The sequence below is a fragment of the Dechloromonas denitrificans genome (assembly GCF_020510685.1).
Classification (GTDB): domain Bacteria; phylum Pseudomonadota; class Gammaproteobacteria; order Burkholderiales; family Rhodocyclaceae; genus Azonexus; species Azonexus denitrificans_A.
The window spans coordinates 451,644-468,203 of the sequence record NZ_CP075185.1; the positions used below are offsets into that span (position 1 = coordinate 451,644).

The 16,560-nt window shown below is 61.0% G+C and carries 16 protein-coding genes; 9 read left to right on the forward strand and 7 right to left on the reverse strand.

Translation table 11 applies throughout. From position 1 onward, the window contains the following. Positions 1-111: 111 nt before the first annotated feature. Together KI611_RS02250 and KI611_RS22070 are read left to right on the forward strand one after the other, a co-directional pair. Positions 112-771 (forward strand): TetR/AcrR family transcriptional regulator, encoded by a 660-nt coding sequence (locus KI611_RS02250; RefSeq protein ID WP_226418209.1) that lies wholly within the window; start codon positions 112-114, stop codon positions 769-771. A gap of 31 nt (positions 772-802) precedes the next feature. Further along, on the forward strand, positions 803-925 hold the full coding sequence (locus KI611_RS22070; RefSeq protein WP_264180022.1) for a hypothetical protein: 123 nt from the start codon (positions 803-805) through the stop codon (positions 923-925). 19 nt (positions 926-944) lie between these two features. Here KI611_RS22070 and KI611_RS02255 read toward each other — a convergent pair whose 3' ends face one another. Beyond that, entirely contained in the window at positions 945-1,871 is a 927-nt protein-coding gene (locus KI611_RS02255; protein ID WP_226418210.1) for an AraC family transcriptional regulator, read from the reverse strand. 205 nt (positions 1,872-2,076) lie between these two features. Between KI611_RS02255 and KI611_RS02260 the strand changes: the two genes are divergently transcribed. The 4 genes from KI611_RS02260 to KI611_RS02275 are packed head-to-tail and all read left to right on the forward strand — an operon-like array spanning position 2,077 to position 6,305. Beyond that, positions 2,077-2,535, forward strand: a complete 459-nt coding sequence (locus KI611_RS02260; RefSeq protein WP_226418211.1) for a (2Fe-2S)-binding protein — start codon at positions 2,077-2,079, stop codon at positions 2,533-2,535. A gap of 10 nt (positions 2,536-2,545) precedes the next feature. Further along, the gene (locus tag KI611_RS02265) at positions 2,546-4,726 is read left to right on the forward strand and encodes a xanthine dehydrogenase family protein molybdopterin-binding subunit (RefSeq protein ID WP_226418212.1); all 2,181 of its coding nucleotides are present in this window, start codon (positions 2,546-2,548) and stop codon (positions 4,724-4,726) included. Between the two features lies 1 nt (position 4,727). Then, a complete protein-coding gene (locus tag KI611_RS02270; protein ID WP_226418213.1) occupies positions 4,728-5,732 on the forward strand; it encodes an XdhC family protein in 1,005 nt (334 codons plus the stop codon). A gap of 3 nt (positions 5,733-5,735) precedes the next feature. Next, positions 5,736-6,305 (forward strand): NTP transferase domain-containing protein, encoded by a 570-nt coding sequence (locus KI611_RS02275; RefSeq protein WP_226418214.1) that lies wholly within the window; start codon positions 5,736-5,738, stop codon positions 6,303-6,305. Between the two features lie 784 nt (positions 6,306-7,089). On the opposite strand, the gene KI611_RS02280 is transcribed toward KI611_RS02275, so the two are convergent. The 5 genes from KI611_RS02280 to KI611_RS02300 all read right to left on the reverse strand — a co-directional run bounded on the left by KI611_RS02280 (position 7,090) and on the right by KI611_RS02300 (position 11,128). After that, positions 7,090-7,608 carry a hypothetical protein gene (locus tag KI611_RS02280; RefSeq protein ID WP_226418215.1) on the reverse strand — a complete coding sequence of 173 codons (519 nt, stop codon included), beginning with the start codon at positions 7,606-7,608 and terminating at the stop codon, positions 7,090-7,092. 211 nt (positions 7,609-7,819) lie between these two features. Further along, positions 7,820-8,296: a VF530 family DNA-binding protein gene (locus KI611_RS02285; RefSeq protein WP_226418216.1), complete on the reverse strand. Its 477-nt coding sequence runs from the start codon at positions 8,294-8,296 to the stop codon at positions 7,820-7,822. Positions 8,297-8,538: 242 nt separating this feature from the next. Continuing rightward, a complete protein-coding gene (locus KI611_RS02290; protein ID WP_226418217.1) occupies positions 8,539-9,444 on the reverse strand; it encodes a hypothetical protein in 906 nt (301 codons plus the stop codon). A 358-nt stretch (positions 9,445-9,802) separates the two neighbouring features. Beyond that, the gene (locus tag KI611_RS02295) at positions 9,803-10,033 is read right to left on the reverse strand and encodes a thioredoxin family protein (RefSeq protein WP_226418218.1); all 231 of its coding nucleotides are present in this window, start codon (positions 10,031-10,033) and stop codon (positions 9,803-9,805) included. A gap of 42 nt (positions 10,034-10,075) precedes the next feature. Beyond that, complete coding sequence (locus KI611_RS02300) at positions 10,076-11,128, reverse strand: permease (protein ID WP_226418219.1); 1,053 nt, start codon at positions 11,126-11,128, stop codon at positions 10,076-10,078. 341 nt (positions 11,129-11,469) lie between these two features. Between KI611_RS02300 and KI611_RS02305 the strand changes: the two genes are divergently transcribed. Then, complete coding sequence (locus KI611_RS02305) at positions 11,470-12,270, forward strand: phytochelatin synthase family protein (RefSeq protein ID WP_226418220.1); 801 nt, start codon at positions 11,470-11,472, stop codon at positions 12,268-12,270. Between the two features lie 66 nt (positions 12,271-12,336). Continuing rightward, the gene (locus KI611_RS02310) at positions 12,337-14,673 is read left to right on the forward strand and encodes a penicillin-binding protein 1A (RefSeq protein WP_226418221.1); all 2,337 of its coding nucleotides are present in this window, start codon (positions 12,337-12,339) and stop codon (positions 14,671-14,673) included. Between the two features lie 457 nt (positions 14,674-15,130). On the opposite strand, the gene KI611_RS02315 is transcribed toward KI611_RS02310, so the two are convergent. Next, positions 15,131-16,006, reverse strand: a complete 876-nt coding sequence (locus KI611_RS02315) for an AraC family transcriptional regulator (protein ID WP_226418222.1) — start codon at positions 16,004-16,006, stop codon at positions 15,131-15,133. Positions 16,007-16,093: 87 nt separating this feature from the next. On the opposite strand from KI611_RS02315, the gene KI611_RS02320 reads away from it, so the two are divergent. Then, complete coding sequence (locus tag KI611_RS02320; protein WP_226418223.1) at positions 16,094-16,522, forward strand: organic hydroperoxide resistance protein; 429 nt, start codon at positions 16,094-16,096, stop codon at positions 16,520-16,522. The last annotated feature ends 38 nt before the right edge of the window (positions 16,523-16,560 follow it).

Sequence of the window (16,560 nt, forward strand, 5' to 3'; positions counted from 1 at the left end):
TTGTTTTGTAGCGGTCAAGGGATCTCACGATTGAGCCAATGGTAGATCTCCGTCGGAGGTCCTGGCCATCAAGGACGAGAATAATCGTCGGGGAAGACAAGAGGAAAAGCAATGAATGCAAATGCCAATCAACCGCCGGAACAGCCTCGCGCCGAACTGCGCAAGACCCAGGTATTGGATGCGGCAACCGATTGCTTCCGGCTGCATGGTTTTCACAACACGAGCATGGTGCAGATTTCAAAAGCGGCCGGGATGAGCGTCGGCCATATCTACCATTATTTCGAGAACAAGGAAGCCATCATCTCGGCCATCGTCGATCGGGAGGTGCTGCATCTCCTGACGCTTGTCGAGCGCCTCCGCGAGAACAGTTCCGGTGGCGATCTGTTGCACGCCACAATGGACGCGCAGTTCGTTATTGAAGAAACGCTGAACGACCGGAATGCACCGCTGATGTTGGAAATCGTTGCCGAGGCAGCGCGCAATCCGGCGGTAGCCAGCATTGTTCAGGCGGCTGACCAAAAAGCCATGGAGCACTTCCGGGAATTGATCCGGGATGGACTCCGGTTTCGTGATATCGATTTCCAGGAAGCCGATTTGGATGGTCCGCTCGAAATTTTTTATGCCCTGTGCGAGGGCTTGAGTATTCGCACCATTCGTAATCCCAAGCTGGATATGGCCGCAGTAATGCCGGCGTTGCGCCGTGCTCTGGAGTTCATTTTCGAAGAACTGGTAGCCAAGCCGCCTTCATTTCGCGCGTCTGCATTGCCTTAGCGGCTACGCCAAGCGAGGTTTTCCAGCCCCTTTGAAGGGCGATTTCTCCGAGGCGGGCATCGGCGTTAACCGCCACCGGGTGGCTGACCGCTTCGAGGAGCGTGTGGTCGAGGTCGAAAAAGGCGCGGTAGAGCCGCTCGCCGTTATTAGCTAACTGCGATAGGCCGGTTCCGCTAAGGCGCCTGCCGCATCAGGGCAATGTCCTTGAGCGGCGGCGCGCCGAAGATCCGGCGGTATTCGCGGCTGAACTGCGAGGGGCTTTCGTAGCCGACCCGGTGGCTGGCCGAGGCGGCGTCCAGTTGCTCGATCAGCATCAGGCGCCGGGCCTCCTGCAGGCGCAGGGTCTTCTGGTATTGCAGCGGGCTCATCGTCGTCAGCTCCTTGAAATGGTGGTGCAGCGACGACTTGCTCATGCTGACCGCGCCGGCCAGTTCGTCGATGGCCATCGGCTGGGCGTAGCGCTGCTTGATCCACTGGATGGCGCGCGATATCTGATAACTCTGGCTGCCCTTGATTGCCACGTCGCGCAGGCGGCCGCCCAGTTCACCGGTCAGCAGGTGATAGAGCAGTTCCTGCTCGATCAGCGGAGCAAGCACCGGAATGGCGGCCGGCGTGGCGAGCAGGCGGGTCAGGCGGAGCACGGCATCGAGAATCTCGGCGGTCAGGTCGGCGATCGCCAGACCGCGCGCCAGGCTGGCGGGGGATGCCGGCGCGGCGGCCAGCTTGCTGATCAGTTCGCCGACCCGGCGGGCGTCGAGATCGAGCGCCAGGCCGAGATAGGGGGCGGCGGGCGAGGCCTTGGTGATCTGGGCGAGCAGCGGCAGGTCGACCGAGGTGATCAGGTAGCGTTGCGGGTGGTAATCGTAGGCCTGGTCGGCCAGCACCACCCGCTTTTCGCCCTGGACGAGCAGGCCGAAAGCCGACTTGACCACGGCACAGGCCGGCGTGCTCGGCGAGCTCTGGCGGAAGAAGGTCAGGCCGGGAATCGGCGTCGGATGACTGCCGTCGGCGCCGCAATATCGATCAATGATCGCCGCCAGTTCGCCGCGCTGGCTGGCGAAGTCCACTGCCTGACGGGATGCCGAACTAATCGTGTTCATTCTGGTCCGATCTGAAATTCCAATGCTGTCGAGATTAACGGAATCGCCGGATGGCGACGAGTGGCGAAGGCCGGCGGTGCACGATTAGGCAAGAAACTCGCAGGAAGTTGCTAACGATCGTCGGCCGCCGTCATCCACACTCGCTCATCGACCGCTGGCGGCACAGACCGCCAGCCACCCCAACCCGATCAACGGAGCCTGCCAAATGATTACCCTCAATGTGAATGGCCAGCCGCATCAAGTCGATGTGGCGCCCGATACGCCCCTGCTCTGGGTGCTGCGCGATACCCTGCAGATGACGGGAACCAAATACGGCTGCGGCCAGGCGCTGTGCGGCGCCTGCACCGTGCATCTCGACGGCGCGCCGGCCCGCGCCTGTACGCTGCCGGTCTCGGCGGTGGTCGGGCGCAAGATCACCACCATCGAGGCGGTCGACCGCCAGCGGGTCGGCAAGGCGGTGCAGGACGCCTGGCGCAAGCTGGATGTCGTGCAGTGCGGCTACTGCCAGTCCGGCCAGATCATGAGCGCCGTCGCGCTGCTCAGCGAAAAGCGCAAGCCGACCGATGCCGACATCGACAAGGCGATGGCCGGCAACCTCTGCCGCTGCGCCACCTACGTGCGCGTCCGCGCCGCCATCCACGAAGCCGCCAAGGCGCTGGCCTGAGGAGATCGCCATGTCCGACATCCATATTGAAAACCTCAGCCGCCGCCGTTTCCTGCAAGGGAGCGCCGGCCTGACCCTCGGCTTCTGCCTGCCGTCTATCGCCGCGGCGGCCGGCCCGGCAGCCGCTGCCAGCTTCGAGCCGAACGCCTTCCTGCGCATCGGGGCCGACAACAGCGTTACCGTCATCTCCAAGCATCTCGAGATGGGGCAGGGCACCTACACCGGCCTGGCGACCATCCTCGCCGACGAGCTCGATGCCGATTGGCAACAGGTCCGCGTCGAAGGCGCGCCGGCCGATGCCAAGCGCTACAACAACGTCTTCTGGGGGCCGGCGCAGGGCACCGGCGGCAGCACGGCGATGGCCAATTCCTGGGAACAGATGCGCCAGGCCGGCGCCACCGGACGGGCCATGCTGGTTTCGGCCGCCGCCAAGCGCTGGCAGGTCGGCACCGCCGATATCGCCGTGCGCGACGGTGTGGTCAGCCATGCCGCCAGCGGCCGCCGGGCGAGCTTCGGCGAACTGGCGGCCGAGGCTGCCAACGAGGCCGTGCCGGGCGCGGTCAAGCTGAAAGACCCGAAGGATTTCCGCCTGATCGGCAAGCAGGCCAAGCGCAAGGACAGCGCCGCCAAGACCGACGGCAGCGCGCAATTCACCCAGGACGTCTTCCTGCCCGGCATGCTGGTCGCCGTCGTCGCCCATCCGCCGCTGTTCGGGGCCCGGGTCAAATCCTTCGATGCCAGCCAGGCCAAGGCGATCAAGGGCGTGGTCGAGGTCGTGCAGATCCCGCAGGGGGTGGCAGTGCTCGCCGCCGATACCTGGAGCGCCAAGAAAGGCCGCGATGCGCTGACGGTGATCTGGGACGACAGCGCCGCCTTCAAGCTGGGCAGCGACGAAATCCTGGCCCGTTACAAGGAGCTGGCCAAGACGCCGGGGCTGGTCGCCAAGCAGACTGGCGACACCAGCCAGGCCTTCGCCGGGGCAGCCAAGGTGGTCAGCGCGGCCTTCGATTTTCCCTACCTGGCGCATGCCGCGATGGAGCCGTTGAACTGCGTCGTCCGCCTCAATGCTGACGGTTGCGAAGTGTGGAACGGCGAGCAGTTCCAGACCGTCGACCAGGGCCGGGTGGCGCAGGTGTTCGGCCTCCAGCCGGCGCAGGTCAAGCTGAACATGCTGTACGCCGGCGGCAGCTTCGGGCGGCGGGCCTGTACCCAGTCCGACTACGTGCTGGAAGCGGCGCACATCGTCAAGGCGATCGATGGCCGGGCGCCGGTCAAGCTGGTCTGGCTGCGCGAAGACGACATGCGCGGCGGCTACTACCGGCCGCTCTTTCATCACGCGCTGCAGGCGGCGCTCGACGCCAACGGCAAGCTGGTCGGCTGGACGCACCGGCTGGTCGGGCAGTCGATCCTGACCGGCTCGCCGTTCGAGCAAATGATGGTCAAGGACGGCATCGATCATGTTTCGGTCGAGGGCGCTTCGAACCTGCCCTACGCCATTCCCAACCTGACCGTCGACCTGCACACCCCGAGCGATATCGGCGTGCCAGTGCTGTGGTGGCGCTCGGTCGGCTCGTCGCACACGGCCTACTCGACCGAGGTCTTCCTCGACGAAGTCGCGGCGGCGATGGGCAAGGACCCGCTGGCCCTGCGCCTCGACCTGCTCGGTGAGCATCCGCGCCACGCCGGCGTACTCAAGCTGGCCGCCGCCAAGGCCGGCTGGGGCAAGCCGCTCAAGGCGACGGCCGGGGTCCGGCGCGGGCGCGGCATCGCGGTGCATGAATCCTTCAATTCCTACGTCGCCCAGGTCGCCGAGGTGAGCGTCCGGAAAGACGGTTCGGTCAAGGTCGACCGCGTCGTCTGCGCGGTCGATTGCGGCACGGCGATCAATCCCGACAACATCCGTTCGCAGGTCGAAGGCGCCGTCGGCTTCGCGTTGAGCGCGGCGCTGAGCGGGGAAATCACGCTCAAGGCCGGGCGCGTCGAGCAGGGCAATTTCGACGGCTACCCGCTGCTGCGCATCGGCGAAATGCCGGTGGTCGAGGTGCATATCGTGCCGTCCACCGCCGCCCCAACCGGCATCGGCGAACCGGGTGTGCCGCCGCTGGCGCCTGCCGTGGCCAACGCCATTGCGGCGGCGACCGGCAAGCACCTGCATCGGATGCCGTTCAATCCGGCGGAACTGGTGGCCTGAGATGGACAGCCAGGACACTCAGGTCCTCGCCGCCGCCCGCCGCTGGGCGGCGGCCGGCCACCGTTTCACGCTGGTCACCGTGGCCCGCACCTGGGGTTCCGCGCCGCGCCCGCCCGGCGCCTGGATGGCGCTGCGTGACGACGGGCAAGTGCAGGGTTCGGTTTCCGGCGGCTGCATCGAGACCGACCTGATCGACCGCCTGCTGGCCGGCGATTTCACCGCCTCGGCACCCTTCGTCGTGAGCTATGGGGTGACCCAGGAAGAAGCCCGCCGCTACGGTCTGCCCTGCGGCGGCCGCATGGAACTGCTGATCGAACCGGCGCCGGATCTGGCGTCGCTGCATCTGCTCGGCGAGCGCCTCGCGGCCGGCCAGCTGGTCCGCCGCAGCGTCGTCGTCGGCCAGTCGGGGGCGAGCATCGGCGCCGGCTCGGCCGGCGATGCCCTGGGCTGGGATGGCCGGACGCTGACCACGCTGCACGGCCCGGCCTGGCGCCTGCTGATCGTCGGCGCCGGGCAGATTTCGAGCTATCTGGCGCAGATGGCGCAGGCCCTCGATTACCACGTCTACATCTGCGATCCGCGCAGCGAATATGCCGCCGAATGGAATGTCCCAGGCACCACCCTGGTGCCGGGCATGCCGGACGATGCGGTGATCGCCCTGGGCCTTGATCCGCACAGCGCCGTGGTGGCGCTGACCCACGATCCCAAGCTCGACGACATGGTCCTGCTCGAAGCGCTGAAGTCGCCGGCCTTCTACGTTGGCGCGCTGGGTTCGCGGATCAACAACGAGCGGCGGCGCGAGCGCTTGCTGCAATATTTCGACCTGTCGCGGGCCGAAGTCGATCGCCTGCATGGCCCGGTCGGTCTGCCGATCGGCAGCCGGACGCCACCGGAAATCGCCGTCTCGATTCTGGCCGAGATGACCGCCGTCAAGAACGGCGTCCGGCCAGCCGACGGCTTGCTCGCCGCGCGAGCCCCGGCGACGGTCGGCTGCGGCGTCGGCTGAATCGTGCCCGGCGCGATCGTCGGCATCCTGCTCGCCGCCGGGCGGGGCAGCCGCTTCGGGAGCGACAAGCTGCGCCATCCGCTGGCCGACGGAACGCCGCTGGCGGTGGCGGCAGCGCGCCATTTCTACCCGGCCTGCGAGCGCCGGCTGGCCGTCCTGCATCCGGGCAGCGAGGCGCTGGCCAGCCTGCTCGCCGCCGAAGGATATGAAACGGTGATTTGCCCGGATGCCGATGCCGGTATGGGCCACAGCCTGGCCGCCGGCGTCCGGGCCAGTACCGAAGCGGCCGCTTGGCTGGTCGCCCTGGCCGACATGCCTTTCATCCTGCCAAGCAGCCATCAAGCCGTCGCCGCCCGCCTGCGCGCCGGCGCCAGCCTGGCGGCCAGCGAATTTAACGGCCGGCGCGGCCACCCAGTCGGCTTTGCCCGGGAGTGGCTGGCTCAACTATCGACGCTGACCGGCGACCAGGGCGGAAAAACGATCCTGCAAGCCCATCGCGACAGACTGCAACTTTGCCCGGTGGCCGATCCCGGCGTGCTCCGCGATATCGACCGGCCTGACGATCTGGAATAGGTCGGACTGGATCTGTTTGCCCGGTGCAAATCGGCGGCGGTGATGCCCTTTGTCTTATTCGGCGGGCTCGTATTCGGGCGCGGCTATCCCGCTTAGATGTGCGCGGCCAACCTGTGCGTTGGCTCGCGAGATACGGTGGAGTAGCTACTTTCAGCTTCCGCGAATGGGTGCTGTGCAGCCCTAAGCTGCCGTAGTCGGCTTAGGGAAGCGGTCAATCAGAATGTTTAAGGTACTCGGCAGCCAGAGCGTGAAGCGCGGAGGGGACAGGCTCGCGCGGCTTGCAGGCGGCCCGGTTGACCGAGTTTAGCCCGCTGCTGGGAATAGCGAGAGGAATTCATTCCAGTCCTCACGGTAATGAAAAACCTTGATTCCGAGTAGTTGCTCAAGCGTCCGCTTGTGAGTACAGATGTCTCCTTTGTCGCTGGTAAGAAAGACTTGGCACCCCTCCATATAGGCTGAATCAAGGTGCTTTGCATCGACTCTATTGCCCTTCCCAATGAGGGACTGGATTGCCGGCCAGTGATCGGATTGTTTTCCCATATCGTTCCATGTGAGGCCTTCAAGCTCATTGCACGTGTATTTCGTTTCGCTCCAGGTTGGACGAGAAGGCAATGCTCTATGCCTGATCTTCCGGTTCTTGTTCTCATACTTGAATTGATACACGCGAATTGCCCCATTTCGTTCCAGCTCTGACAACTCGGAACGATACGCACCTGTATCGCAGTAGACGCTTAGCATGGTAGAGGGCGGGCTATCAGTTACTCAACGCAATAAATATAAAATGCTATTGAGGAGGGCATCTGAACCAACGCTTTTTGGAATCAATAGGAGTGTTTTTGTTCCAGCACCATCCGTGCACGCGCAAATATTTGACTGCCGACTCGCGATTATCGCAAGCTGCTTCGGTATCCTGTTCGGCAGTCTGACAAATCTTGTTTGATTTCTCAATATTCGAAATGACGTCATCTGGACGGTACGCATCCGAAGTTCGTTGAACCATACGGGTTACATCATTGCCTTTTTGGTTTTCGATCCAAACGGTGATATCACCCCAAGAAGCATCTTGAATCCAACAGCCTTCTCCTCTGACCGCTACCGTCGCTGAGGGAAGCGATTCCGCAAAGACGTAAGACGCTTGACGCCAAGGGCATCCTGATATGCGTATGTTCGGCACGTATTTATAAAACGAATATTTCACCCCATCTGTAGTAATCGTTTCTTCCAACGTAAATTTAATTGCGTAAGCAGAGAATGGAAATGTCAGCAAAGCTGCTATCACTAAAATTGAAAATCGCGTTTTCACATAAGCTCCTAGCTGTGCTTAGAATAAATATTCGTCTGATTCGAATGTTGATAGCATAACCGAATACGCATCAGCTGCGAATGTCTGCATTGAAGGAAAGATGTCAATGGCCGCTTCTAGCTGCAACTCGCCAGGTGCGCGATATTGGCGGCGAGATGGTTTTTCCGAAACCCATAGCTAACCCCAGCCTTAAAATATTTTGGAACCAGATTTATTTTTTCCACTTCGCCCATGGATCTGGATCGTGACTAACAGAGGCTCTTGCATTATTCGATACACGCTTGTCGGTTTTGAAGCGGTGGTCTGTATCTTGGTCTCGCAGAGCCGCTTTTTTGGCGCGTTTTTCGCGCAACCGCTCGGCGTCTTCCAGACTCAATTCAGCCGGCTTGCCCGGCGTTTGACCCGGTGGGATAATGCGATCTCTGGGCGGCAATTCAAATTGTTCGTCAGATGCTCGAGGCAAGCTCTTGAATTGATATAAATAAAATGCTTCGACTTTTTCGCGTGCCCAATCCGTCTTCTTAAGGAATTTGACACTGGAATCAATGCTCGAGTTTTTATTAAAACAATTGATATTTAAATAGGCGAATAGAATTTCAAAGCCGTAGTGGTCGACTATTTCGGTTATCAATTGTTTTAAAGCAATGCCGTGCAGAGGATTATTGTTGTAATTTATATCGGTTTCCATGGAAATTCTCAAACAAGTGGCGGATTATCAATTATACCCGTCGCGGCATGGCGCATGCAGCAACGGTTATTGAACGATTATTATTGAATTGGACTGGCATATTGCAAATCCATCGATGGGCTAATTGAAATGAATGTGGAGATGGCTACCTTCTGCCTGATGCCAAATGGCATCAGGATTTAAAGGCAGATGCCCCCGTGGTCATTCGAAAAGCCCATCAAAATGCGTCTGTCGCCAAACCTTCAGGGGTTGGCGTCCGTGGCGTCCTCGGCATCCCCGAGGCGGGCATTCAGTGTCGGGTTTTGCAGCCAGTTGGATATGTCGTAGGCAATTTCGTAGCTCAGGCGATCCGATATGCCGCATCCGGTCCAGGCACGAAACGACTTTCGCACGGCAATGAAACTGCCGATTTCATGATCGTTGTCGACCAGCGAGCCGGTTACCGTCAGCCACTTGAAGCCTGAGTACAGCCCGCCGCCGAGCAGGCGGGAGTTCACAATCGTCAACAGCAGTTTCTTGCCGCCGGCAGTGCCGATATCGTCGGTCACCTGATAGACGTTTCCGAAGGTCATCCCGGTCAGGTAGTTTGGCAGTTCGGTGTTCCACGGGCAGGATTTCTTGATCTCCTGATCGATAGTGTCGTCCCGCAGCGTGTTGATCGTTTCGGCGATCTTGATGCCCGGCTTCGGCTCTTCCAGCCAGCCGGCAATGCTGTCCCCCAGGCCTTCGCCAAGGCGAATGGCTTGCTTGCACTTGTGCAGATTGCCGGAATACCGGTCGTCGCGAAAACCGAAGTCGCCGAGGGGTTTGCCGTTTTCGTCGAGCAGCGTTCCCGTTACCTCGATCCAGCTTGGCGCCGCCTTTTCGCCGGTGCCGACGGTCGGGCCGAGTCGCCCGGTCAGTATCAGTTTTTGGCCCTGGGCTTCCATCGGTTTGGGCGTGATGACCACCCGGTTGCCGCTGCTCTTGGCCAGATACTCGACAAGACGGGCGTCCCAAGGGCACTCCTGGCCGGGCGAGGTGCTCCCGTCGGCGGCCGGGGCGGCGTAGGGAATGGTCGATGCGACGTAGATGCTTGGCGCCGGGCCGGCATTGGCGATTGAGGCGGAGAGCAGGAGTAGCGATAGGACGAATGTTTTCAGAAGCATGAGAAATGGATTGGTTATATGAAAGAGTTGCTGCGGTTTTTGGACGAAAGAGCGTTTGTCGTATGCGGAGCAGGCCCCGGCTCGATGCCGATCAGTCGGATCATGATCGGCAATCGATGATGCCAAAGCGGGCGTCACCCGATTACGGCTTCGCAGTTTAGATTAAGACAGGTAAAGACCAATCGCATTACTGAATCTGGCCGGCATTTCGCGCTTCCCCGCGTGCTCGATCACCTGGATCGCTCCGCCGCACGGCAAGGCCTGGAAATCGAAACCCGCGAGCGGTCAATGATCGAATCCCCGGCAAAACGAAATGACAGCTAGGGCGGAGGTGGCTGGCGGCTGCCTCCGCTTCCGGCTACAGCCAGCCTTCCACCTTGCTCCGTGTCGGCACGCCGCCGGCGTGCACCACCGTGCCATCGATCACCACGCCGGGTGTGGACATCACGCCATAGGCCATGATGGCCGGCAGATCCTCGATTTTTTCGAGGCTGATCGCGACGCCCTTTTCCCTGGCGACGGCTTCGACCAGGGCAATGGTGTTACGACAGTTGGCACAGCCGGTGCCAAGAACCTTGATGCTTTTCATGGTGCTTCCTTTCATTGAATTGGCGAGTGCGAAGGGCTTGCCTCACAACAGCCAGTTGAAGACATAACCGACGAGCATGATGCCGACCGCCACGACACCGGCAAACGTGGCGATCAAGGTCGGCTTGAGCGCCTTGCGCAGGATGATCATTTCCGGTGCCGAGAGGGCGATCACCGCCATCATGAAGGCGAGCACCGTGCCCAGCGCAGCCCCTTTGCCGAGCAGCGCCTCAACAATCGGGATGATGCCGGCGGCGTTGGTGTACATCGGGACGCCGAGTACGACGGCGGCCGGCACCGCCCACCAGACATCCCGGCCCATGAAGGAGGCCATGAAATCTTCCGGCACAAAGCCGTGAATGCCGGCCCCGAGGGCAATGCCGAGCAGGATGTAAGGCCAGACCTTGCCGACGATTTCCCGGACATGGTTGCGGCCGGCCTGAAAGCGCTGCAGCCAGGAAAACTTCTCGTCAACCGGATGGGCCGTCTGCCCGGCGAGGATTTTCTGTACCCAGTCTTCAAGAAAGCGTTCCATCTTCAGCTTGCCGATGACCAGGCCGGCAACGATGGCGATCAGCAGTCCCATGCCGAGATAGAGAGCGGCGACCTGCCAGCCGAACATGCCGAACAGCAGCACCAGCGCGACTTCATTGACCATCGGCGCCGAAATCAGGAAAGAGAGGGTCACGCCGAGCGGCACGCCGGCCGACAGGAAGCCGATGAACAGCGGCACGGCCGAGCAGGAGCAAAACGGAGTAACGATGCCCAGACTGGCCGCCAGCACGTTGCCGACTCCTTCGCGCTTGCCGGAGAGTAGGGCGCGGGTGCGTTCCGGCGCAAAGAAGGTCTGGATGATGCCCATGACGAAGACGATGCCGGTCAGCAACAACAGTACTTTCGGCGTGTCGTACAGAAAGAAATGCATGGCTTCACCGAAATGCGTCTGGCGTGACAGCCCTAACAGGCCGACCAGCCATTCGGCGAAATCGGAAAGCTGGCTGTAGGCAATGAACCAAGCGACGGTAGCAACGGAAATGCCAAGCAACCATTGAATCAATTTGCGGCGATCGGCCATTTCAATGGGAACTGCGCTCATGGGTTTTCTCCGGGCTTCAATGTGAAAATTTGCGGTCTATCGATGCTTCATGCCAAAGGAGACGAAGCTCGCTCGAAAAAGACGCACATTGGTAGCGCTAGGTTAAACATCCTCAACCCGGCCGCCGCGCCAAAGCCGTGGCGATGAATGGTGGCGGCAAATTGTTCGAAAACCGCCATGGGCGGGGCGCTAAAATGCGGCAATGCCAAAATCCCTGGCCGTAGCAACGCCCGAGCTAAAGCCTTGGCGTGCTGCCGCCGGACTGATGGGCGGTTTGGCTGGCGCCGACAGGGTGTTTCACGGCTGGCGATCGATGCTTGCCCCATCCACTGGAGAGACGAATGTTATTCCTTGCCCGCGTTGCATCTGCTCTGTTGATGACTGGTGTACTGCACACCTTCGCACTGGCTCGTGACGACGCGCCGCAGCAGAAACTCCAAACGCTCGTCCCGTTTGTCTCTGAGGAAGGCGGGGAGCGATTGGCTCGGGCGACAGCAAAAAAAGACTTCGCTGCGCTAGCCAATCAGTTTGAAGCCCAGGCGACGATCGCATTCTGCGGCCCGACATCGGCGGCCATTGTGCTGAATGCCTTGCACCCGCAGGGAAATGAGGCGCCACGTGATCGCAGCAGACTGCTGCCGGAGGATGCGCGGTATCTGCCGAAAAATCTGGAATTGACTGTTCCCCGGCATACCCAGGAAAGCGTCATTGCTGCCGGCAAGAAAACGCGGGCGCAAGTCTTTGGCGAACCGGCCAGGATCAACGACAAAGCCGTGCGCGATGGCGGCTACCAGTTGCGCCAGCTTGACGAAATGCTCCAGGCCCACAACGTCGTCACCCGTTTGGTGATCGTCAATGCAGATGTCGCAGAAGCCGATATTCGCAAGGAGCTTATCGACAACCTGAGCCGGGCCGGTGATTTCGTAATCGTCAATTATCAGCGCGAAGCGATTGGTCAATCCGGTGGCGGGCATATCTCGCCGCTTGGAGCCTACGACGCGGCAACGGATTCGGTACTGATCCTGGATGTGAATCCCAGCCGTTATCCCTGGGTTTGGATGCCCCTGGCGACCTTGCTCAAAGGGATGCGAACCAGGGACGTGGTCGAGAATCGGGGTTACATTCTGGTTCAATCCCGTTGATCTTCATTTTGGCAACCGTCGGCGGCCATCAACCGCCCAAGGTGGCACCTTAGCCAGGACCAGTGCGTGAGCTTCTTCTCGACCGTCGTCAGATTTCTTGCCTTACCCTTTGCGCTCGCCAGTTACCGCAATGACCTGCGGCGCACGCTGCTGGCGCTGAGCGCCGATGGCGCCCTGATGCTGCTGGTGCTGGTCGGCGCCATGCTCGTCACCGTCCTGCCCAACCTGCCGGCCTTCGATGTCGTGACCGACTATCGCCCGAAGATACCGTTGCGTATCTATACGGCCGATGGCGCGCTGCTTGGGGAATTCGGCGAGGAACACCGGGACTTCACGCCGATCAAGGAAATTCCCCCGGTCCTCAAGGATGCGCTGTTGGCGATCGAGGATTCGCGCTTCTACGAGCACGGCGGCGTCGATTACCGCGGGGTTGCGCGGGCGCTGGCGGCCGATCTGACCGGCGGTTTTCGGCAGGGCGCCTCGACGATCACGATGCAGGTGGCGCGCACTTTCTTCCTCTCGCAGGAAAAAACCGTCAAGCGCAAATTGGCCGAGGTGGTGCTGGCCTACCGCATCGAATCGGCCTTGAGCAAGGACCAGATCCTCGAGCTCTACATGAACCAGATCTACCTCGGCCAGCGCACGCACGGCTTTGCCAGCGCCGCCCGCACCTACTTCAACAAGCCGCTCGCCGAGCTGACCCTGGCCGAAGCGGCCATGCTCGCCGGCATCCCGCAAAACCCGGCCAAGCACAATCCGGCGGTCAATCCGGTACGCGCCAAGGCCCGCCAGGAACTCGTCTTGAAGCGCATGCTGCACCTCGGGAAGATCACCCAGGTGCAACACGACGAGGCCGTCGGCCAGCCACTCAAGATCGGCCGCAGCCTGCAGTTCGACGCCCATGCCGACCATGTCGCCGAACTGGTGCGCCAGGAGCTCTATGCGCAATACAAGGGCGAGGCCTATACCCAGGGCTTCAATGTCTATACCACGCTCGACAAGGCCGAGCAGAACGCCGCTTACGACTCGGTCCGGCGCAATGTGCTGGCCTACGACCAACGCCACGGTTACCGCGGGCCGGAAGCTTATGTCGAGCTGCCGGACAATGCTGACGAGCAGGAGGATGCCATCGACCAGATCCTGGCCAGGCATCCCGGCAGCGACAACCTGATCGCGGCCGTCGTCACCGAAGTCTCCGCCAAGCGCGTGCGCGCCGAACCGGCCTCCGGCGACACGCTGGAAATCAAGGGCGACGGGCTGCGTTTTGCCGCCCGTTCCCTGCAGCCGAACGCCAAACTGGATCTCAGGATACGCGTCGGTTCGGTGATCCGCGCCAGCCAGGACGCCAAGGGCCGGTGGTCGATCGTGCAGATGCCGGAAGTCGATGCCGCCTTCGTCGCGCTGAACGCCGAGGACGGTTCTTACCGGGCCATGGTCGGCGGCTTCGACTTCTCCCGCAATCAGTTCAACCATGTCACCAGCGCCTGGCGCCAGCCGGGATCGAGCATCAAGCCCTTTGTCTATTCGGCGGCGCTGGAAAAAGGCTTCTCGCCGGCCACCCTGATGAACGATGCGCCGCTCTCGCTGCCCGGCGGCGAAGGCGGCCAGGCCTGGGAGCCGCGCAATGACGACGGCTTTGACGGCCCGATCAGCCTGCGCCAGGCGCTGGCCCGCTCGAAGAACGTCATCGCGGTCCGCCTGCTGCAAGCCATCTCGCCGCAATATGCGCGCGACTATCTGCAACGCTTCGGTTTCGATGCGGCCAAACATCCGGCCAACCTGACCATGGTGCTGGGTAGCGGCTCGGTCACCCCGCTGCAGATGGTCGGCGCCTACGCGGTGTTCGCCAACGGCGGGTTCAGGGTCACCCCACGGCTGATCCAGAAAATCACCGATGCCCGCGGCAACGTGCTGTGGGAGGCACCTGCGCCGCCGCCCAGGCAGGAAGAGCAACGGGCCATCGACCCCCGCAACGCCTTCATCATCGACAGCATGCTGCGCGAGGTGGTCAGAAGCGGCACCGGCGCCCAGGCGAGCCAGCGCCTCGGGCGCAACGACCTGGCCGGCAAGACCGGCACCACCAGCGACGCCGTCGATGGCTGGTTTGCCGGCTATTCCGGGAATGTCGTAGCCGTTTCGTGGATGGGGTACGACCAGCCTAAATCGCTCGGTGGCCGGGAATTCGGCGCGACGCTGGCCTTGCCCATCTGGATCGACTACATGCGCCAGTTCCTATCCGGCAAGCCGGCCAACGAAAGAAAGCCGCCGCCGGGCGTCTCCTACGTCGATGGCGACTGGCTCTACGATGAATTCAAGGGCGATGACGGGGTCAAGGCCGTGGACGTCGAGGAGTCGCCGCTCAAATCCATCTTCGATGCAATACGGAAGGTGTTTACCGACTGAAGCAGGAAAGCTTCAGTCGCCGTCTGGGCGCGCCGGCGAAGGAGCGCCGGTCGCTCGCCGGAAGCGCTCTGCCGTCAAGGCTTGGGAATCTGGGTGATCGTCAATGCGCGCAAGTCGGCCTCAGCGGTTATCCAGGCCTTGCTGCTTGGGCGACCGCACCCCGTCGCATTACCGCCATTCGAACGTGTTCAACGAGAATTTTGTGGTGAGATGAGCGAGCGGCCGCTTACCGAAAATCGCTACTCACCCTTCACCCCCATGCACAGTTCGAAACTGTCTACAGGTAACTCCGTATGTGTTGTGTTGACTGTCTTCCAGTCGTGCGTGCTACACATAGTTTTTGCGTTTGCAGTAATCGCATACAAAGAACCGAGCATCGGGCTCCGTCCCCCACTATTGATACGAGCGCTCGAGGTCGGCTTGCCGGCGATGTTAATGTCTGCCCGCGAGAGGCAGCTTATCCGCTGCTTCTCGCACGGCGTTCTGCCAGCCAATGCCTGGGGGATACGCCGCAGTTCGCTTTGAATGCGCGGGATAAGGCAGCTTCGCTACCATAGCCGACCAGGGTGGCGACCCATTTCAAGGATCGCCCGAGCAGGAGTTCGCGCTGGGCAAGGCTGACTCTCCAGCGCTGCAGATAGGCACCGGGCGTACTACCTACCCGTTCGCGAAACGTATTTGCCAGCACACTTCGCGACATCCCCGCCTGCTTGGCAAGTTCCTCCAAGGACCAGTCATGAGCGGGTTTCTCATGCATGGCAACCAATGCCATGCGAAGGCGGGGATGGGACATCCCGGCGAGCATCCCGACCTGAATGCCACCCGCTTCCATCAGATGCCGGAGCACCTGGATCAACACGATTTCGACCATGCGGTTCAGCATTGCCTCACGCCCACAATTCTGCGCAAACGCCTCGGTAAAAAGGAGGTTCAGCATGGATTCGGCACCGCCTATCATCGCCAGCGGCAAGCAAATGAAAGTAGGAAGCGACATCACTATCGGATTGCTCGCGCCACCTTCGAAACCGAGATCGGCACAAACGAAATCAGCCCCCCGTTCCGGATCCGTCACAAAACGATGCGCTATCGGCAGCGGATAGAGCAACAGGCTAGGCTCGGTGATTTGTGCCATCTCCTGCCCCCCGTGATAAACCGCCACCCGCCCTTGGCGAATCAGATGGAGGTATCCGACTTCGTCACTTCGACTCAAGTCGTTTATCCCACAGAGCGCGCTGGTGTTGAAGATACGCGCAGTTACGGGAAATTGATCCAAAAGAGCCGCTAAACGATCGGTCACAAAAATACTCCTGATCATGTTGTTGATACTAATCATGCCTTTTAGTATCAATCGGAAGCGTACATTTCGTCTTGCCAACAGGCAAACGTTTTTACACCGAGTTACTTAACCAAGGAGTTCCAAATGTCGCTAGATAAGATTCTTTATACCGCAGAAGCCATTGCCACCGGCGGACGCGAAGGTCGTGCCGTATCGTCTGACCGTGCGCTTGACGTTCAGCTTTCCACCCCCCGCGAACTGGGTGGTGCAGGTGGCCCGGGGACGAACCCGGAACAACTGTTTGCCGCTGGCTATTCAGCTTGCTTCCTTGGGGCGCTGAAATTCGTCGCGGCTCAGAATAAGGTGAGCTTGCCTGCCGATGCGCAAATTACCGGGCAAGTGGGTATTGGGCCAATCCCGACCGGCTTTGCCATTCAGGTTGCGCTGACGATCAGTCTGCCAGGCCTGTCGGCCGAACAAGCGCGCGCCCTGGTGGAAAAAGCTCACATCGTTTGCCCTTACTCGAACGCCACGCGCGGCAACATTGACGTTGTCCTGAACATTGCCGAATAAGCCCGCCACAATCATTTTCTTTCTCATATATAGATAGG